Raw genomic sequence first — 20,527 nt, 5'->3', positions numbered from 1 at the left:
GAACTGATGAGTGAAAGCTGGCAGCAGCGCAGTCCTCTGGTTGTTCTCGACGAGTTCCTCGTTGCCCAGGAGTGGGCCTCGTTGCTGCGATTCACATTGCACCATCGCGATCGCTTCACCCACTCGGGCGTTCTCGACGCAGGCGGCAATGACCGCAATGATCAAAGCTACCGCCGTTCTCAGGTGCTTTACGATCTTGGCCCAGCCGACGACATGTTCGCCGATCGCATCATGACGTACCTTCCCCACGTTCTCGCTCGGCTGCACATGCCGATCTTCCCGGTCTCGCGCTTCGAGATCCAGTTGACCGCCACGAACGATGGCCAGTTCTTTCGCCAGCACAAAGACGACGACTCCGACAATGTGCGCACCCGTGTGCTCACCTTCGTTTACTACTTCTATCAAGAACCCAAGTCCTTCCATGGCGGCGAGCTGCAGCTTTACGATGGAGAGCTCGATCAGGCGGCCAATGTCACCGCCGGCGCATATCAGCTCATCCATCCCTCGCAGAACCAGATCGTCTTCTTTCCCAGCGACTGTCTCCACGAGGTCCTGCCGGTCGAGTGCCCGTCGCGCGACTTTGCCGATAGTCGCTTCACCGTGAATGGATGGTTGCATCGATGACACCGCATGGTCTGCCCTCAGATCTCTACCACTGCCTACTCGACGAGCAGCCTTACTACCTGGCTCCGCCGCATCTGCTGCGCCAGCCTGAACTGTTCGGAACTACGCTCGTCAACCCATCCAGTTGGTTCTCATGGATCGGATCGCTGCCGGCCGACCGTGCCGAACGCGCAGGTTCCACCGACAGCTTCTTTCCGAGCGAGCGCATGGTCTGGGTAGAAGATCCGGCGACACTGGCCGTCTGGCCTTTCTGGGTCGGGGAGGAATACTTCGAGTACTTGTCGCGGATGACGCCGGGCCAGCCGTTGAATGAAGATCTGCCTTTTCACATTCGCTGGGTGCTCACGCAGGCGAACATCCTCGTCGGCCCTAACCACGCTGCTCGACGTCGTCAGCAATGGCAGCAGCATGTCTCCTACTATGCCCCCACATTCGAGCACGGCTACGTCATCGTGGAGGATCTCATCCATCCCTTTCATGTCGGTGCGCTCCGCCGCTACTATCGCAATCGCACCCGCCGCGGCCTTTACTCCGTGGGCGACGAGCAGGTTCGCCGTCGATTTGCCTCCCATAACGAAGACGTGGCTCGTTTCATCCACCGGCAGATGACATACGCGCTCAGTGACATCGCCCACGTGGCTCTCAAGCCGTCATACGCCTACTTCGTTTCTTACCTGGGCGGTGCGGATCTAGAAAAACACCGTGATCGCGAGCAGTGCGACTACAGCATCACTACCTGCATTGACGTCACGCCCGAGCCTGATGGAGAGTCTCCGTGGCCCATCCAGTTGGAAACCTCGGAAGGCACCGCCAAAATCTACCAGGCATTAGGAGACGCATTGCTCTACCGCGGATGCTCGGTCGCGCACTGGCGTGAGCCCCTGCCGCGCGGCCAGACATCGACCTCGCTGCTTCTGCATTACGTGGACAGCGCCTACGAAGGTAGCTTGAACTGATGAGCCTGCGAGACGCTTCCCAAGAGAGCCACCAAGGTCATCGGGTCCGGATCCGTCATCACACCACAACCGGGGGAGTGTGGTTTGCGGGATGGCTTTTCACCGCCGGCTTCGTTCATCTCGGCTTCTGGCAGACTGTGCTAGCCCTCATCATCTGGCCTTACTATCTTGGCGTGCATCTCAGCAGACTGGTTCACTAGACCTATTTCGTCCACTGCCGTTGAGTCTCTACGAACAGGCTTCTCGTGACTCGCACTGGCTATTACGTATATCAGCATGATGAGCCCATTAATGGCTGCGGAGAGACATATGGATAGTGTCGTGCGCTCAGCGGAGCAGGGCTGACGCTACCCACAGAATCGGCGCCTGGCCATGGAAATCTCCCGTGCGACGCTTGCGTGCGAGATAGTAGTCCAGGCTGTTGAGCTTCCCCGTGCCTTCACACACGCTCGTGATGTTGTCGTTCTGGTCGATGTAACCCGCAACGGCTATCCACGCGTGCCGCGCAGCGGGGCCATACGTTGCGGCATCCAGCCACCCGTTCTTCACGCCCGTGATCATTGCGAAAGTGAACATTGCTGAGCCGGAGGTCTCGGGCCACGCTTCGTCGTGATCGATGAGCTGCCGCCACATGCCGTCCTTGCCCTGGTACTTCAGAAGGCCCGCCATCATCTTGCGGTAGCCCTCGAGGATGCGTGCACGTTGCGGGTGGTCGGCAGGAAGATCGCGTAACATTTCGGCCATCCCCGCGGCGACCCATCCGTCACCACGACCCCAGAAGAATGGGACATCGGGCGCGTGATAGAAGAGTCCATTCGGCTGCTGCAGCTTGTCCAGATACGCCGCCATCTCCTTCGCATCGCGGTCCAGGTACTTGCGATCGTGCGTGGCCCGATAGGCCTCGAGCTGCAGGATGGTGAGCATGTACATATCGTCGATCCAGTAGCGCGTTTCGGCTGAAAGCCCGTCAGGTTGCGGATTCTCCCACTGGCGATCGGCGAACTGAAGTCCCATGGCGGTGTATTTCGCATCGTGCGTCTCGATGCCGATCTCCATAGGGATGATGCCGAAGATCTCATCATCCACGTGCCGGCGGGGCGGGATCAAGGAAACTTCGGTCCCGCCGGGCAGTAGCGGATCGAAGCGATGGATGAGCCTTTGCTGCAGTGCTTCGTCATGCGTCAGCGAGGCGAACGTGAGCGCGCCATACCAGGTCCCCGCCTCAGAGTAGTGAATCTTTGCCGGCTCCTGATGAGGGCTGGTCACGAAGTGCTCGGCAACGCGCTTTCCTACTTCCTGCGGCGAGAGCCCCGCAGGCCAGTTTGTGAAGTAGGACTGCGGTGTCTGCGCGGCAAGAGAGCAGGCTGCAAGAAAGAGCGTGAGAACAACACACTGCGCGATCTTCATCCGACTACCTTACCCTTTCGATGGAGAGGTGCATGTGGTTCATACCGTTGTAAATCAGATCTACCGAGTCTTTGCCGGCGTCCAGCATAAACCCCTTCGCATCGCTCTCGGCCGCCACGTGCAGTCCGGGAATATCCCACGACATCCCGCTTACCTTCGTCTTATCGATGCCGATGGCATGAATGCGGAAGCGGACCGTTCCGGAGGTGTCGATCGTGAGACCGTGCTCATCCGCGGTCGCATCGACAGGCGGGCACTGCACAAGCTGCACCCATCCAATCGTCCCTGAGGGCGTACGCCACTGGATGGTGGCCGGACGAAACTGTGTTGTCGTCCCAGCGTCCTTCGTCTTCTGCGTGAACTCGCCGCCGAAGATGACATCCTTGCCGATCCAAGCTGTAGCAATGCGCTTAGCATCGATCTGCTGACGCACCATGTGCTCGCTCTGGAATTTATTCATCTTCGCGAGCACGTCGGCGGGGATGCTCGTGCCAAGGATGGCCGCGTGCGGCGCGAACCAAAGGTCCGGCAGATGGTCCGTAGTTGCGGAGAGTTGAGGGAACGGTGCATGCGCCGCGTCCAGCACGGTGCGCATCCACAGGCCAACCACGCTGACGTAGCTCTCCATATCCATGCCGTAGGAACGGTCGTAGGGTCCGCTCAGATTGCGCAGTCGCGGGTTGTAATACCTCATCAAATCGCGCCAGAGCCCAGCCTCCATTTCCCTGCCGATCTGGCGCATGTGCGCAGACGAGCCATAGTCACGGAACAGCGCCAAGCCGTAAATGTCCACGCCGCAGTAGGTCGGCGAGTTGTACTCATAGAAGGCGTCGTACTGCTTATAAAGCCTGTACACCTCGTCGTTCCACGCGGCGGATTGCTTCAACCAAGTGGCGTTATGGTCATGCACCGCGGCGAAGTCCCACAGGAACCCATACATCAGCGCGATGTTGGTGTACGACGGCAAGAGCCGCCCTTCCTGCATCTCGCCCTCGATCGCGAGGTCAATCGCCTTGTACATGCGATCGCGCAGACCGGGCGAGACACGATCCGGGAACTCGATGAGAATGATCGCGAACGTGGTGCCGACGAAATGACGCCAGTTGGGATCGTAGCCGCGCCAGATGATGCTCTTGCCGGTGGGATCGGGCTCCTCAGGCGTGCGTTTGTATGTACCGTACCAGCGCACACCGGTCGTAGTGTATTGCTCCTTCAGCACGGTATCGAGGATCTCGGCGGCACGCTCGCGATCTCCCTGCTGATCTCGAAACAGCAAGCCCAGTGCGTACCAGCTCGACTCGCGAACCATGTAATGCCCGGCACTGTGCGCGTATATACCGCCGTATGGACTGCGCACCAGCTTCGCGGACCTGTCGTAGAAGTAGTTGTCCCAATACATCGATTCCCGGAACAATTCGCTGGTGTTGCTGTCGAGCTTTGTGGGAGAAATATGTCGGGCAGGAGGAAGTTTCTGCGCATGCAGCAGAGAGGTTGCGCCTGCCAGAAACGAGAGGCAAAGGAATTGCCGAATCATCAGGGTCTCCATCGATCGGGACGCAGCATTAACTTTGCCAAGCGAATTGCCACGTTGTGGCAAAGTCCGAGCGCCGGGCTAGAAATTGAACTTGCCCGCGAACTCTACGGTGCGCTGTTCGTAGGTTGGAGTACCGCTTACAGATGTGATCGTGCCGACCGTCGACGTGTTGCTGATGTTCGCATTCGGCGTTCCGAGATTTGGGTGATTGAAGACGTTGAAGGCATCGGCACGCAGCTGGATGCGGTAATGCTCATGCCACTCGATGTTCTTTTCAAGATTGATGTCCCAGTCCTGGTAGCGCGGTCCGCGCAACATGTCATAGCCCGAGTTGCCGTATGCTCCGCCGGGAATGCCTGCCGCGTTGGTTGGCGCTGTAAAGGCTGACGGATTGAACCACTGCTTCTTCGTCTTCGCCGATGGATAGAGCGACACACCCGTCACACGATTGGCGCGGCCGCTGGCGAGGTTCGTCCATACGTTGCCGCTGCCGTCGGTGAACGTGCCAGGCGCCGAGTAGCTAACGGAGAACGGCTGTCCGTTCTGAAATACCGTGATGCCGGAAACCTGCCAACCACTGACGACCTTGTCCAATAGCCCGCTGTTCCCCGCCAGGAAGGCCCTCCCGTGACCAAATGGCAGAAGGTAGGAGTAGTTCACCGTGAGCACCTGCGGTGCGATGCCGGCGATCGGGCCGTAGGAGTCGTTCGGCGTAGATCCAGAAGGATTCTCCAAGTTCTCAGTTCCGAGCACTCGCGTCCACTGGTACTCCGCTCCGAATGCCACTCCATTGTGGTACTGGTGATGCGCACCGATCTGCAGCGAGTTCATGTTGCTATGGAAGATCGGATCCATGTTCAAGCTGATGGTCGAGAAGGGCTGCACGAGATTGAGACTCTGGACCGTCACGCCCGAGCCCGACTTGATGGGTACTGGTTGAGCCGGAAGATTGATGTTCGGGGCGTAGTTGCCGCTGCCGCCATAGTTGTTCTGCTTCAGGTTGTGCTGCCCCACATACCCGACGCGCACGTCCCAGTTGCCGGCGAACTGGTGCTCGAGCGCAAGATTGTATTCCTCGGTATACGGGGTGACGGTCGGGGCTTGCGCCAGAACGTTCGGATTCGACGTGAACGTTCCGGTCGCCGAGAACGGATTCGACATGGAGAACGCGGGCGGATTGCTGGTGGAGTTGTTGTAGGTCTGCGAACCCGAAAACGGGAGGTTGGCGAACGGCGCCGTGCCTATGTACGAGGCGGGGAGCAGGTTGTAGTAAATGCCGAAAGCTCCGCGGAGCACTGTGTTTGGGAACGGCTGATACGCGAAGCCGAGGCGCGGCGAGACGTTGTTCTTATCCTGTCCCAGGTAGGCGAAGACGCTACCGGGCAGTCCTGCCGTACCCGAAAGCGTGATCGGAATAGACGTGAGGAACTGTGGAATCGCGGCCGGCGGATACGAATTGCCGAAGACCACGACCTCCTTCAGAGACGGAACATATAGCGAATCCAAGCCGTAAGGATTGTCGCGGAACCACTGCAGGTCGTAACGCAACCCGGCGTTGACGGTCAGATTATGGAAGGGTTTCCAGTCGTCCTGCACGTACGCCGCGTACTGCGAGGAGATGTTGCGGGTGATGAAGTTGTTCGGCGTCGGCTTCACGGTCGATACCGGATAACCCAGCAGGAAGTCCGCAAACGCGTTGCCGGAGTAGCGCCCGTTGAAGGTGTACTGGCCACGTTGCGGTGTGCTGGCTGCGTTGTTCCAGTGGTTGTCGTACACGTATGAGAAGCCGACTTTGATTGTGTGGTGCTCAGTGACCTTCGTGACGTTGGTTCCGATTTGTGCGACCTGCTCAAGATCCTTCGATCCCTGCTCCGCGATGGACTGGATGTTCGTGATCGAAATCTGGGGCGCGCCTTCGATCAGCTCCGATCCAAGGCCAGGGATAATCGAAGCGAAGTCCGTCCCGTGGTTCTGCGGCGTGCGGTAAATAGGCAGATGGAAGAACGAAGCGTAGGTGTCGGCCAGCAGACTGGCGTTGAACGTGTGAGTCCAGCCGAGGATGTAGTTCGAGTTGTGCTCGCCGTCCTGAGCGTTCCCTCCCTGCAGGCTATCGGAGCCATTCGTCGGGCTGGGGCCGTAGAAAGCGCGCAGATAGGTGAAGCGGATCTGGTCGTTATTCGTCAGACGGTGATCCAGGCGAACAGAGAAGCGGTTGGAGACGGACGTCTCCGACACTTGTTCGAACGTGTTGACGCCAGTTCCGGAAGCTGTCGGCAAAGGCATGAGGAAATTCATAAGCTGCTGCGAGACCGAATTGATGCGGCCCGATGGAATCGTGTTGTGCGTAGTGAACGGCAGCCCTGTCAAGGGATCGATGAGCGTCAGCGTAGGGAATTCTGTGAAGATACCCTGACGCATCAGTGCGGTCGGCTGCTGCGTGTTATCGGTGTAGGACTGCGTCAGGCGAAAGCCCTCGTAGGCGACGAAGAAGAAGCTACGGTCGCGGCCCTTGTAGAGCTTCGGAATCCAGATTGGTCCGTTGAAGTTTCCGCCGTATTCGTTACGCTCATAGGGGGGCCGTGACACCGCGCCGCTGAAGTAAGACTTCGCTCCCATCCCTTTAGAGCGGTTGTACTCCAGCAACTCGCCATGGAATTGATTTGTGCCGCTCGCGCTGACGACGATGAGCGCCATAGGCTGACCAAACTCCGCTGGAGCGCCGGTTGTAAGCATCTTGAACTGCGAAATTGCATCGAGTGAAGGGATCTCCGGCTCGGCACGCTGCAGCGTGACCTCGGCGTTGTTAACGCCGTCAAGCGTGGACGCCAGGCCGCCATAGGAGTTGCGCGAACCGGTACCTGCCGCGAACGTGAGACCACGGGTCGCAAGCTGGTCCTGCGCTCCCACACCCTGAACACCAGGGGCCAATGCAATCAGACCCATGAGGCTCAGCCGGCCGTTCAGAGGTGTGTTCTGAATCGCCTGGCTCTCGATGACCGAACCGATCGACGAGTCAGTCGTCTGAATCACGGGGGCTGCACCTGAGACATTGACCGTCTCCGTCAGCGCACCCAAGGTGAGTACCGGCGTGAGCGAGACCGTCTGGTCAATCGTGAGGTGAACGCCGGTTTGACGGAAGCGCTCAAACCCCTTTTGTTCCACCTCTACCGTGTAGTCGCCCGGAGGAAGCTCCGTGGCAGTGAAGCTCCCATTATCCGACGTCGTGACCGTGTGCACAGAATTGATGCTGGTTTGGGTGATCGTGACTGTGGCCCCGGGGACAGCCGTACCGCTTGGATCCGTGACCGTACCGGCGATGGTGCCCGTGATTCCCTGCGCAAACAGGCGCGTTCCGGCCAGAAGCATTACCCCCAGCGTCAGAGTTAAACCTACGCGGCGCCGGCGGCCCTTCTTCACCAAACGGTCCATCTCGAGCCACTTACAAAACGTCATCTCACTGCCTCCAGATCGCGACGCAAGACTTCACATTCAAGAAAATTCTCTGAATCGAGTGGCGCGAGTATCTGCGGCAGATCTGCGGCTGGCAAGGTATTTCACGGTGTAGCTTCCATTTCACCGTGAAGCGCCGTGAACTTCCATCATTTCAATAAGTTGTCATCTGCCGTGAAGCGAAGCACTCTACACCTCACCTGGCTGAACCGAAGCATTTTGGAACGGCTGTGGGGCAGCTAGCGGCTGCTGGCGTTTGTCAGTCGGTGATAACAGACGACAGTGCTCTGGTAGGAGTTCCCGTTCAAGTTGCGCGCCGAAAGCAGAAGCTCGAAATGCGGGGCTGTTCCCCCGCCAGCGAGCGCTGTGAGGAACTTGGGGAACTCGGGGCCGAGCAGGAACTCCGCCGCGGCTTCTGTACCCGCCTTGCTGGTGCCCCCGACAAGCAGGGATGAGCTCTGGCCATCCAGGCTGGGCAGGTACGCAATGACCCCATAGGCCAGATGTTCGCTGGCGTCGCCCTCCTCGACATACAGCGCTTTCTCTCCGGGAGCGGGATCGTGATCTTCCACTACATTCACCTTTGCGTTCGCGTCGTATCCCACGCGGAAGTGGCCGTAACCGTCGAACAGGTCCACCCACGGGTTGGCTCGCGCACTCCCAATGAGGACTACATTGTTCTGCTTGATCTCGCTCACACTAAGATCGCGAGCGAAGCGGATCTGGGTCTTCGTTGCGTCCACCTGCGGCAGGCGCTCGAGCTCCGAGACGATCCGCAGGTCCGCCACATTGGTGTATTGGCTTTCTACGAGTACGGACCAGAGGTGTTCCATTCCCGCGGGCGGCGCGAAGCTCCGATAGCGTCGCGTCATGTAGTCCTGGAGTTGAATCTCCCTGCCAGTCAGTTCATCCATCAATACGAGGCTGCTGTCGGCTGGCACGATGATCGTCGATCGTTTTGGGTCGAAGATGCTGGCCCAGAAGCGCAGCTCCGGTCTTGTAATCCTCGCTGTCCGGTCCGCAGCGGTCACGCGCCAGCCGATGATCAGGGCGACACAGAGCAGAACTATCGCGACAGCAGCCAGCACGACCGGCGAAGCAATAGGCTCGCGCGCACCTTCGAGCGGGACGAGCTCGTTAGCGGCGGTCGCAGTGGAAGAAATAACGGCAGCAGGCGGGAGTTGGAGCGGCGGTTGCCGAAAGTGAAACTCTGGAACGTAGCTTCCCTTTGGCACCGTTAGAACGATCGACTCATCCTTTCCTTCGGAGGCGAAGTATTCCTCGAGGCGAAGCCGAAGAAAACGGGCCTGCGACCGCACAATGCTGTCCTCTCCGATGTGATAGCTCTCCGGACGCCCAAAGACAACTGTGCCGATGCGCTGTTCGTGGATCGTATGGCCGCGCCCCTGCCGCTGCTCCTCGCAGATGAAACGAAGGAAACTGGCGAGCCGGTGCGACTTGCGGAACACTTTGGAGGAGAGGACCCGGTCCAAAAGAAGCCGCTGCTGCTCAAGAGACGGCGTTTGCGCAGCGGGCTTGGTCGTGACGGTCAATGCCGGCTCCAGCTTGCCTGTGCGGTCTGTCTTTCACGGTGAATCACGTTGAATTAGCCGTGAAACAACTAGGTCGCTGAACGCAGGTTCAGATACATTCTAACGGGACACCGACTGGACAGCCACTCCCGTTGTGTCTGCTGCAGCATAGGCAAGCTCAGGTCATCGGATGACGACCCATGCCCCGATCCAGATCGCAACTCTACCCGATCATGCGGGCGCGCTTGCAGCCTCCGCGCAGGCCCCGAGGCTGCAGTCGCTGGACGCCCTGCGCGGCCTGACGATCGCATTGATGATCCTCGTCAACACCAGCGGAGATGCGGCGCACACATATCGCCTATTGCGCCATTCTCCATGGAACGGCTGCACCATCGCCGACGTGGTCTTTCCCTGCTTCCTGTTCATCGTGGGCATTTCGTTGGTGCTTTCGTTCAGCGGGAAGAGACGCCGCGGTGTCCCCCGGCGGGTGCTGTTGCTTCATGCGTTACGACGAGCGCTAATCTTGTTTGCACTCGGAATTGCGATCAACGGCTTCCCCCACTTTGAACTGCATACCCTTCGAATCTTCGGCGTGCTCCAGAGGATCGCGGTCTGTTTCCTTCTCGCGAGCGTGATCTATCTGTCGCTGAGCCCCCGCACGATCTTCTGGGTTACGCTCGCCATCCTGTTTGGCTACTGGATTGTGCTGCGGTGGGTGCCGGTCCCCGGGTACGGTTTACCCGGCGTGAGCGTGGCGATGCTCGACCCGCACGGCAATCTGCCTGCATGGATTGACCGCCATCTACTGCCCGCCAGTCACCTCTATCACCAAGGCTTTTATGACCCCGAAGGCCTGCTCGGGTCCATTTCGGCGCTCGCCTGCACCCTTGTCGGGATACTCACGGGTTTTCGTCTGCAGCGGCCCATAAGCCCCGGAGCAAAAGCGGCACGGCTGGCTCTGGCCGGAGCTCTATGCGTGCTTGCAGGGTTGCTATGGAGCCATTGGCTGCCACTCAACAAACGTCTTTGGACCAGCTCGTTTGTTGTTTTCAATGCTGGAGTAAGTCTGCTTGCACTCAGCTTCTTTCTCTGGTGGCTCGATGTGGAGAAGAAGGCCACGCGGCTCGCAGTGCCGATGATCGCCTTCGGCACAAACGCACTGGCGGCCTACGCCTTTTCTGAATTTCTGGCCTCGTTCCTCTCCACAATGAGAGCACCGGGCTCCGCCTACTCGGTGCAGCAATGGCTGTTCCAACCCGTCGCAGCAGTGATTCGGCAGCCATATATTGCCGCACTGACCTACGCTGTCCTGTACGTCGTCATCTGCTATGTGCCGGTGCTGCTGCTATTCAGAAGAAGGATCTTCCTTAAGGTTTAGGCACGCTGCGATAGCAACCGATCATGATCACTTTGTTAGCGAGTCGAAGGCCCTATGCGCTACGCTCGCCTGATACCTCAACCAGATTGTTCCGGGAATATCACGAGTAGGCCGGCACTGCTGGGGTAAAGCTCATTCGGATGCCTTGCTTGGGTCGCAGGATGACCATCGGACGGGCTTCGATCACCTGCCCTGGCGTAGTGTGAAAGTCATACTTTCTCAGCAGCTCACTCAGGATCATCAGCATCTGCAGCATCGCGTAATTTGCGCCGATGCAGGTGCGCGGACCGGCTCCAAACGGAATATGCGTGAACGGAGTGCGTAATTTGTCGTTCGCTTTGATGAAGCGCTCAGGCGCGAATGTCTCCGGGTTTTCCCAGTAGCGCGGTGCATGGTGCGCTCCATACACATGAACAATGACGGTCGTTCCTCGAGGGATGTCGACATTCCCGGCGCGGTCGTCCGCGACTGCGACGCGATCGATCATCCAGAACGGCGGATAGAGGCGGAGGGCCTCCTGAATGACTTGAATGGTGAATTCGAACTTCGGCACGTCGGCGTGACCGAGTGGTGCGTCCCCCAGAACGGAATCGAATTCCTGTCGAACCCGTTCCAGGCAATCAGGACGCGAGCTGAGTAGATAGAGGGTCCAGGACAGAGCATTCGACGAGGTCTCATGGCCAGCGACGAGCAGTTGCATACTCTCACTAAGCAGGAGCTCGTCAGTCATGCCTTCTCCATCGCTGTATCGAGCGTCCATGAGGGTTTGCAGCAGGTCGTTTCCGGGCGGCTGCTTGCGGCGCTGCTTGATGTACGCCATCAGGACGCTGTCGGCGCGAGCGCGCATCTCTTCATGCCGCCGGAGCTCACCGGAAGCGGCGAACCATGGATTCAGGTATGGCTGCAGCGTCTGCCGAACGATAAATTCTTGGACCGTGCAGATGGTATCGCTTACCAGGTCGATTTCTTCTTCCTTCAGGCGTGCGCCGAACAGGGACCGGGCGACCATCGCGAAGGTCATCTTCATCAGGCTGGGATAGATGTCGACCGGACCCTCGCTGACCTGGCGATCGAACTGCCGTAGAGAGTCCGCCAGGGAGTCCTGCATGATGAAAGACAGGGCCTCCAACTGCTTGCGGTCGAAACCCTTCTGAATGAGCCGCCGCTGAGTACGCCAGGCCTCGCCATGTGTGGTGAGGAGGCCTTTGCCGAGGAAGTGGCCCATCCGCTTCACCTGGATTTCAGATTTCTGATAGTTCTCCGCGTTGGTCTTGAGCACATGCTGAATGACCACGGGATCCGTGGTGACGATGGCCTCTTTGAGACCACCGATATAGAAGCGGAATGTGTCACCGTGGCGTTGGGTGTACTTCGACAAAACGTGCACCGGGTTGCGGACCATGGCGGTCGAATCCGCGAAAGAGCGCAAGCGCGAGACCGTGGGAACAGAAGACTTCACCGTTCTACCTCGCTGCTCAGTGGTTCAGAGGGATGGCTCAAAAGGATCATGCTAACTGCCTGGGGCTTTGGAATTGGGATGATGAATGCCTGCATCTAGTTTTCGTTTCCCAGCCGCTTCAGGAGAATCAAGTGCTCCCTGATCGCGCCCGTCATCGTGCGATTCTCGCGATAAGGGATGCCATACTCTGCGGCCGTCTGCTTCACAACGCGGGTGAGCGACCCATAATGCGTATGGCAAACGAAGGGGCAGAGATGATGCACGATGTGATGGTTGAGGCCGCCGGTTAGCCAGCCAACTACGGGGTTCTCGGTTGCATAGTCGGCCGTAGTGGCAAAGATGTGATAGACGCTGTTTTCAAACTCGTTGCGGCCTGCGGGGAAGTGCGTGCTATCCACGGTGTGTGTGGTCTGGAAGACCAACGACACCGTCAATCCGACGATCAGATGTACCATCAGGAACGAAGCGGCGACCAGCCATGGCGACTTGTGGAGCAGCACCAGCGGAAGGACGAGCATGTACGTGACGTAGAACAGCTTGCCTGCAAAGAGGATCACGTACTCGCGTACCGGATGCCGGGTGCGTTTCAGATAGTCATGAGACGGAAAGAAGAAGCACTCGAAGTCACGAACAAATACGTAGTCCAGGGAAAACATCGCGTAAAGAAAGAGCGCATAGACGTGCTGAAAGCGGTGCAGCGGCCGGCGCGGTTCATGCGGTGTGAAGCGCAGGATTCCGCGGCCAGTCAGCGCATCATCTTCGCCCTGAATGTTTACGCATGAATGGTGGCCGCGGTGATGCAGGATCCGCCACATGTACGAACTGATTCCGCAGATATCGAAAACGTAATTCAGGGTTTTGTTGACAGGCGCCCGTGACGAGATGGCGTTGTGGTTGCTGTCATGCGCGATGTTGAGCAGAAGAAAGGTCTGCGCGAGGCCACCCAGAAGATAGAGAGCAATGAACTTCCAGGAGCCGGGTTTCCAAAAGTAGATGGCGAGCCAGCTTCCCAGAAGAACCGCCAGGCCGATGGCGATTTTGATCCACATCGCGCGATCGGCTTTTGGAGAGATGTCTCCCTCGGCGAACACCTGATCGAGGCGGCTGCGCAAAACCCTTGGAAAGGATGCAGGCCCGCTGGAGGGGACGTTCGATGCCGGGATCGGCAGCGTCTCGGGAGTCCCCAGATCATCAAGGGCAGGTTCTAGAGCCATTCCCGGTTCAGTTGCCACCTTGTCTCCTGCAATCATGTCAAATAGGCCGGCGTCACCACATTTCGGAGGCTGTGGCCCTGACTGACAGTGTATGCGCTGTGTCCCCGCGAGCAGCGTCGTTGACTCATGCTAGCGTGACGATTTCGTCAGAATCAAGGGTTTGTGCACACCGGGGCGAGGAGTCTGGCGGTTTGCGTGGAGGAATGACGTCGCGGCCTCGTTCGCGGCTCTGTTACCATTACCCGAAAGCTCCTCTGTGATACGGGCATGTTGACGGGGCTGCCAGCATCGGAGCTCCGCGAAGCTCCGGGTGACCTGCACTACTGATCCGCACCTAGACACGATCCCCGATCGCGCCAGGCCCGTGGAACTGTATGAGACTTTTTTCGTCTCAAACTAGAGAATTCCTGTCCAGAGTTGGAGGGCATCGCTGATCGAAATGGTGTCGATTTTAGATAGGCTGGACCGGCTCGCGGATGAGCACCCGCTCAAACCCCTTTATTGCTACCTTGACGTCCATGGCAACCCGGTCGAGAGCTACACCTATGCCTCGTTTCAGCGACGAACGAAGGCGATTGCCGGGCACCTGCTGAAAAGTAGCCGTTTCGCACCCCAGGACAGGTTGTTGCTTGCCTATCCTCCCGGCCTCGAAATGATCTGCGCATTTTTCGGATGCGTGCGCGCGGGCCTCATTCCGGTCCCCGTCTATCCTCCCAGCTCGCGTGGGTTTCAGAGCGCCTTATACAAGATCGTCCACATTGCCAAGGACTGCCAGGCCGCCGGCGTCCTTACCAGCGCCGACTACCACGCGTCCCTCAAGACGAATCTCGCTCGACGTGGCGTCGCGGCCTCCGGGGTCGACGTCGACTACATCTCCGCCCTGCCTTGGGTTGTTACAGAGGAATTTACACAGCCGCTCGCGGACGAGTCCTTCTTCGAGACATCGAAGATTCTCTTTCTGCAGTACACGTCCGGATCCACCATGGAGCCCAAGGGCGTGATGGTCACTCACCAAAATATCCTCGAGACCTGCCCTCTCGTTATCGACCATGACGATCCCGTCGTCGTGTCGTGGCTTCCCCAGTACCACGATATGGGTTTGATTGGCTGCTATCTTTACCCCGCGCTCAAAGGCGGAACGACGTACGGCTTTGCCCCGACAGACTTCATCCAGCGTCCCGTGCTGTGGTTTGAGGCCATTACCACTTATCAGGCGACCGCCACCGCCGCGCCCAACTTCGCGTATGAATACTGCCTCCGCGCCGGGCGAATCCCGCAGGAGAGCCTTGATGAATGCGACCTGAGTTCGCTCCGCGTGCTCATGGTGGCTGCGGAGCCCGTGAAAGCAGATACGTACACGCGCTTCCTGGAGGCCTTTCAACCCTATGGCCTGCGGGCCGAAAGCTTCTACGCCGCCTATGGGCTCGCGGAGAACACGCTCGCCGTATCGCTGCACGGCCGCAACATCCTCTCCGTCAACAAGCACGCGCTTGCTCTGGGCAAAGCCCGGATGACAACAGAGGTATCCGGCGTCGATGCCTCCGCCCAAATCGTCAGCTGTGGAGTGCCCATCGAGGGGCTCGATGTCAGGATTGTGGATCCGGAACGGCATGCGGCGTTGAAGGAAGGCCGCGTCGGGGAAATCTGGCTCGCCGGCAGCGGCAAGTGCCTAGGGTACTGGAATAACCCCGAGCTGACCTTGAAGCAGTTTCGCGCGCGGCTCGTGGACGACACGCCTTATGATGACGGCTTCCTGCGCACCGGAGACATGGGATTTATCCACGACGGCGAGCTCTTCGTGTGCGGACGCATCAAGGACATGATCATCCTGCGCGGGCAGAATTATTACCCGCAGGACATTGAAGGCGTTGTGGAACGCGCCTCCAGTCTGATCCGCACGCACTGTGTTGCCGCCTTCCAGATCCATGAAGACCGCGATCCGGCGCTGGCGATTGTGGCCGAAGTCAAGAACCCTAATGTGCTGCCGGATGCCCGCAAGATTGCCACTGCAGTCCGCGATTACCTCAACGTGGAAGTAGCGTTGATTTCGTTCATCGCGCCGCGTGCCATTCCGCGAACCAGTTCCGGCAAAATCATGCGCCACAAGACGAAGCAAATGTGGCTGGCCGGCGAGTTTAGCGTGCTCTCCGAGTTTTCCCGCGAGAAAGACACGGGCGGATGCGCGTCCGAGTGCGAGGACAATTCCCCATTCGCGAGCCTGAAGGCCAGATACAACCTCACCGGCCAGGAATCATACAACCTCGTCGAAGCAGGGCTGGATTCGTTGGACCTCGTTGTCTTCATGCACGAGCTGCAGGAGTTGCTGAAGGACAAAGGTGCCGAGATGCTGGCGCGTCAGATCGACATTGGCGTCATTCAGCGGGTCACCGTCGCAGAAGTGTTCCAGTTGGCCGAGCAGCTGGAGAGCGCGCCCGAGGAAGCGCTGGAGCACCTCCGTCATTCGCTGGCCGCTTTCCGCGACGAGCAGAACGCAGCAGAACGGGAGATGATGACCAACGATCGAAAGCTCATCTTCGATCCTCCTGCACCGGGGCCTGTGCCCGAGACACCTGTGCTGAAACAAGTGCTGCTCACAGGTGGCACGGGCTTCATTGGACCCTTCCTGATCAAGAGCCTTCTCGAGCAGACGAGCGCAAAGATTTACGTACTCGTGCGCGCTTCGACCGACGAACAGGCCATCCAGCGCCTCCGGGCGGCCATGCAATCGATGGGCCCGTGCAGCCATGTACTGATGCAGATGTTTGAATCCCGCGTCATCCCGCTTTGCGGCGATCTTGGCCAGCCGAGCCTGGGCCTCACGCCAGATGCGTGGGATTTCCTCGCGCAGGAAGTAGACGCGGTGTTCCACAACGGTGCAACCGTAAACTACCTGTTCAACTATGACCGCATGCGCGACGCCAACGTCCTGGGAACGAACGAAGTCCTGCGATTCGCGTTTGAGGGCCGGCCCAAAGAATTCAATTACGTTTCAACCACGTTCGTGTTTGGTTGGGCGGTGAAGAGCACCCTTTGGGAGACCGACTTCAACGAGAACATGGAGCTTCTCGACTTCGGCTATAGCCAGACCAAATGGGTCGCCGAGCAAGTGGTGGCCGACGCGCGCAGCAAGGGACTCTCCACGCGTATCTTCCGGCCAGCTCTCGTGAGTCCTTCGGTTAGCGGTGGCGGCAACAACTTCGACATCGCCGTTCGCCTGGTTGCGTTCATGGTGAACCACGGCATCGGAGTGGATACGCTGAACCAGGTCAGCTTTGTTCCCGCGGACATCGTCGCGAACAACATCGTTTCCATCTCCAGCACGGCTGGGACGGCGAATAAGACCTTCCACGTGGTTCGCGACGATTACGCGAACATGATGGACATCACGAGCCTCATCACCAAGTCGACTGGCCGACAGTTTGAGATTTTCAGTCTTCCCGAATTCATTCCCGAGCTGATCCGGCGCTGCCGAAAAGAGGACCTGCTCTTTCCGCTGCTGGACTTTCTGGTGAACTCCGTCGACAACATCTCCGCGATGGAGTTCAAGCGCTACGATAATTCGACCTACCAGGCGGCGCGCGATGCCTCGGCATGGGGCAAGCCTGATCCCTCACTTGAAGACACTGTAAACGGCATCCTGAAATTCATGCACCGCAAGGGCATCATCTCCGTGGCCCCACGCGAAGTCAACGATCCGGTCATAGCCGTATAGGCCTTGACCAGACTGTTCACTTTTTTTGAAAGATCAGCTTCTCGGCCAGGCGTTGGCCAGTTTCCAGCGTGCTGTTGGTATCGAGTGTCATGGTCTTTCCGTCGGCTGACACCACCCACCTGTCCTTCTGAGTTACCTGATTGTCACGCCTGTAGACTGCGTCGACAGTATGAGGATCGACGAGCGCGAGCTGGACCGTATCATTGCGCGAGTTCCTGACGTCGTACTGCTTTCCATCGAAGCGGCCAACGTAGCTGAAGTCGCCTGAGAAGCGAACGGAGTCTCCCTCTGGCTCGATCTTCAACGTGAGCCCCTGGCGCATGCGCGTTTTGGACAGGTCTTCCGTCCAATCCCCGGCGAAGGGATCCTTCGGGACCTTCGTACCTCCGTTTCGAGTCCACACGGTGACCTGGTCAGGATGTCCTTCGGTTACCGTCGTGATGGTCAGCTCTTTGCCGTCGGGGGAGATCTGATCGCGAAGCGTAGCAACCTCCGCGCCATTCTTCTTCTCGTGCACCTCCACCTTCCTCTTGTTGATCCTATGAATTTCGATCTGGTTAAACGCGGGATTGGAAGGTACGGGGGTATTGTGCGCGTTCCACTTTGCGGTGAAGTCGAGATGAGTTTCGCCAGCCATCGTGACCTGCACTCCATCCGGCAGAGCTTTGATGGAGAGCTTGTTAGGCGGGTCCTCGGAGGAATGCGCGGAGACCAGCGTCCATGAACCTGCTCGAGGATCCTGGGCGGCGCCGCTTTGAGAGAAAAGAAGAATTCCAAGGAACACGAATTTCAGCATGGGCCCTCCGCCACAAACGCAAACTGCACTCCAATCTAGCAGGAGCGAGGGCCTCGACGGCGCAACGATGAGTGTATGCTGACCAAGGCAGCCGGGATGACGACACGTTCCGGACGTCTCTTTCTTCGGCCTCTCAACCTGTGCCGACAGCGCAGAGCCTGAAGAGCTTCAGCTTGCGAGGATCTTGTTTACCTGATGGCTCTGGTGCGCACGCGTCGCTTCTGGGTAGCTGGGCTTGTTCTTGTCGCGGTTCTTGCACTTCTGCCCTTTTCGTTCCACAGCGAGCGTTATCTGGAGACCGCAACCCGCGTTGAAGGTAGCGACGCGGAAATTGTTTCGCAAGAGTTGACCACCCGCTTTCATTCTCCCTTCGTCAACCAGGTAGTTCTGGTGGTCCAGGGACTGCCGCCTGCCAATTCCGACGAAGGCGCGCAAGCGTTAGCAGAGATTGTGGCCGGACTGCAGGATGAACCAGGCGTATCCGCGGTCGTTTCGTACCTGGATTTGAAGGACCCCATCTTTCTCGGCAAGGGCGGCGGATCGTTCGTCCTGATAGGACTGTCGTCGACCGAAGGACCCGCGGAAGATCTTATTCCCGAGCTGCACGGCCGCGAAAACGCGCTGGCGAATCAGTTGCGACCGCGCTATCCGAACATCAAGCTCGAACTGACAGGCGAGATCCCACTCAACTTTGACATTCGCAAGGCCAGCGCAGACGAGGTGAGGCACGCTGAGAGCCTGGTGATTCCCGCGACACTGATTCTTCTTCTGTTAGCTTTTGGCAGCCTCGTTGCTGCTTTTATTCCGCTGGCCGTCGGACAACTGGCCATTGCGACTACCCTGGCCATCGCCGGATTCCTGGCTCAACACTTCCACTTGTCCATCCTGGTTCAGAATCTGGCCACGATGCTGGGACTGGGGCTCGGAATCGACTACACGCTTCTGATGATCAGCCGCTTCCGGGAAGCTGTTTCCGCCGGCCACAATGGGGCCACCGCGTCGGCCATGGCCGCACGTTCGGCCGGCCGCACGCTTTTGATCTCCGCGGCAACGGTAGCCATCGGCTTTCTGGCGCTGCTGGCGGTGCCTATCAGCGAAATTCGCTCCATCGGAGTCGCCGGCTGTCTTGTCGCGGGAACCAGCGCGTTGCTGGCCAATACTCTCGTCCCGGCGTTGCTTGCACTGCTCGGGCCACGCATCGATACCGGCCGCCTGCCGTTCAGGCCGAGGTTGGATTCGAGCCGTTTTGCCAGCACAGGAGAGAGGTGGAGGCGATGGGGGAAGTTGATTGTCGCCCATCCGTGGCTGGCGATCGTACTCGCCAGCGCGCCATTGGCTTTGCTCGCATGGCAGGCGACGCAACTCGACACCAGCCTGCCCAAAGGTGACTGGCTTCCTCAGGCGGCTGAATCGGTCCACGCACTTCATACTCTTGAACAAATGGACCGTGCCGGCATTGTCGAGTCGATGCGTGTCATCGTCGAACTACCCGGCAATTCGATTCCGGAGACCGACGAGGGATGGAACACGCTCGAACGGGTGAGCCAGCGACTCGCAAGCGATCCGCGCTGCGCGCGTGTGATCTCAATCAATACGATCGCGGACAACGACCGGTCTTTTCTCACCAGTCTTTCGCGCGAGACGCGCCACACCTTTCTGAGCGCTGACGGCCACGCGGCGCTGCTCGAGGTCTTGCCCAAAGGTTCAGTTTCTTTACGCGAACAAGTCCGTTGGGTGCGGGAGCTTCGCAAGACCGGCGCAACGTCGTTGACCGGCGTACCTGGCGCGACTCTCCTCGTCGGTGGGGTGCCGGCTTTGAATGCTGACTACCAGACCATCATCGACAGCCACTTTGTGCCAGTGATGGAGTTGGTTGTCGCTGGAACGCTTCTTGCTCTTCTGGGTGGGTTCAGGTCCCTGTTTGCAGCAGTGAAAGCAATCCTTCTCAACCTGCTCTCGGTGGCCGCTTCTTTCGGAGCCTTGGTGCTCGTATTTCAAAAAGGTTATGGAAGCCATCTTGTTGGAATTCAGCATGGAGCTGGCAGCGTCTTCCCGCTCGTTCCCATTGTGACCTTTGCGATCGTCTTCGGCCTCAGCATGGATTACGAAGTGTTCCTCGTCGCACGGGTTCTTGAAGCCAGGAGAGCCGGACTGACCGAAGTCGATGCCATTCCAGAGGGCCTTGCCCGAACCGCCGGCCTCATCACGAGCGCCGCCGCGATCATGATAGTGGTCTTCGCGGCCTTCACCTTTGGTGATTTCCTGGTGATCAAGATGATCGGGTTCACTCTGGCAATCGCCGTGCTCATTGATGCAACCCTCGTCCGCATCGTGATCGGTCCTGCTCTTCTTCGGATCGCCGGCGATTGGAATTGGTGGCCAGGTGGACTGCGCACCAGCAAAACTGTTTCCTCTCAGGGAAACAATAGCTAAGCACTACGATTTCAGTCCCCATGCTGGGGACC

General features: G+C 58.6%; 12 protein-coding genes. 5 read left to right on the top strand and 7 right to left on the bottom strand.

Features of this window, described 5'->3' with window-relative positions:
- The first annotated feature begins 6 nt into the window (after window positions 1–6).
- Window positions 7–624, top strand: a complete 618-nt coding sequence (locus VGU25_17445; GenBank protein HEV2578994.1) for a 2OG-Fe(II) oxygenase — start codon at window positions 7–9, stop codon at window positions 622–624.
- A complete protein-coding gene (locus tag VGU25_17440; GenBank protein HEV2578993.1) occupies window positions 621–1,580 on the top strand; it encodes a hypothetical protein in 960 nt (319 codons plus the stop codon). Before VGU25_17445 ends, VGU25_17440 begins: the two co-directional genes overlap by 4 nt.
- A 327-nt stretch (window positions 1,581–1,907) precedes the next feature.
- Here VGU25_17440 and VGU25_17435 read toward each other — a convergent pair whose 3' ends face one another.
- From VGU25_17435 to VGU25_17420, 4 genes are all read right to left on the bottom strand, one after another.
- Complete coding sequence (locus VGU25_17435) at window positions 1,908–2,987, bottom strand: glycoside hydrolase family 88 protein (protein HEV2578992.1); 1,080 nt, start codon at window positions 2,985–2,987, stop codon at window positions 1,908–1,910.
- A gap of 4 nt (window positions 2,988–2,991) precedes the next feature.
- Window positions 2,992–4,521 (bottom strand): hypothetical protein, encoded by a 1,530-nt coding sequence (locus VGU25_17430; GenBank protein ID HEV2578991.1) that lies wholly within the window; start codon window positions 4,519–4,521, stop codon window positions 2,992–2,994.
- Window positions 4,522–4,599: 78 nt separating this feature from the next.
- The gene (locus tag VGU25_17425; GenBank protein ID HEV2578990.1) at window positions 4,600–7,974 is read right to left on the bottom strand and encodes a TonB-dependent receptor; all 3,375 of its coding nucleotides are present in this window, start codon (window positions 7,972–7,974) and stop codon (window positions 4,600–4,602) included.
- Between the two features lie 236 nt (window positions 7,975–8,210).
- On the bottom strand, window positions 8,211–9,524 hold the full coding sequence (locus tag VGU25_17420) for a hypothetical protein (protein HEV2578989.1): 1,314 nt from the start codon (window positions 9,522–9,524) through the stop codon (window positions 8,211–8,213).
- Window positions 9,525–9,693: 169 nt separating this feature from the next.
- Here VGU25_17420 and VGU25_17415 point away from each other — a divergent pair, with 169 nt between their 5' ends.
- On the top strand, window positions 9,694–10,881 hold the full coding sequence (locus VGU25_17415; protein ID HEV2578988.1) for a heparan-alpha-glucosaminide N-acetyltransferase domain-containing protein: 1,188 nt from the start codon (window positions 9,694–9,696) through the stop codon (window positions 10,879–10,881).
- A 100-nt stretch (window positions 10,882–10,981) separates the two neighbouring features.
- Here the strand turns inward: VGU25_17415 and VGU25_17410 are convergent, their stop codons facing one another.
- Together VGU25_17410 and VGU25_17405 are read right to left on the bottom strand one after the other, a co-directional pair.
- Window positions 10,982–12,340: a cytochrome P450 gene (locus VGU25_17410; protein HEV2578987.1), complete on the bottom strand. Its 1,359-nt coding sequence runs from the start codon at window positions 12,338–12,340 to the stop codon at window positions 10,982–10,984.
- Between the two features lie 95 nt (window positions 12,341–12,435).
- Window positions 12,436–13,572, bottom strand: a complete 1,137-nt coding sequence (locus VGU25_17405; protein HEV2578986.1) for an acyl-CoA desaturase — start codon at window positions 13,570–13,572, stop codon at window positions 12,436–12,438.
- A gap of 421 nt (window positions 13,573–13,993) precedes the next feature.
- Between VGU25_17405 and VGU25_17400 the strand changes: the two genes are divergently transcribed.
- Window positions 13,994–17,266: a thioester reductase domain-containing protein gene (locus VGU25_17400; protein ID HEV2578985.1), complete on the top strand. Its 3,273-nt coding sequence runs from the start codon at window positions 13,994–13,996 to the stop codon at window positions 17,264–17,266.
- Between the two features lie 16 nt (window positions 17,267–17,282).
- Here the strand turns inward: VGU25_17400 and VGU25_17395 are convergent, their stop codons facing one another.
- Entirely contained in the window at window positions 17,283–18,062 is a 780-nt protein-coding gene (locus VGU25_17395; protein ID HEV2578984.1) for a hypothetical protein, read from the bottom strand.
- 195 nt (window positions 18,063–18,257) lie between these two features.
- Here VGU25_17395 and VGU25_17390 point away from each other — a divergent pair, with 195 nt between their 5' ends.
- Window positions 18,258–20,495: an MMPL family transporter gene (locus VGU25_17390; GenBank protein ID HEV2578983.1), complete on the top strand. Its 2,238-nt coding sequence runs from the start codon at window positions 18,258–18,260 to the stop codon at window positions 20,493–20,495.
- Window positions 20,496–20,527 lie beyond the last annotated feature (32 nt).

This window comes from Acidobacteriaceae bacterium (assembly GCA_035944135.1).
GTDB lineage: Bacteria > Acidobacteriota > Terriglobia > Terriglobales > Acidobacteriaceae > Granulicella.
This window is presented reverse-complemented; position numbering and strand designations above follow the sequence as displayed.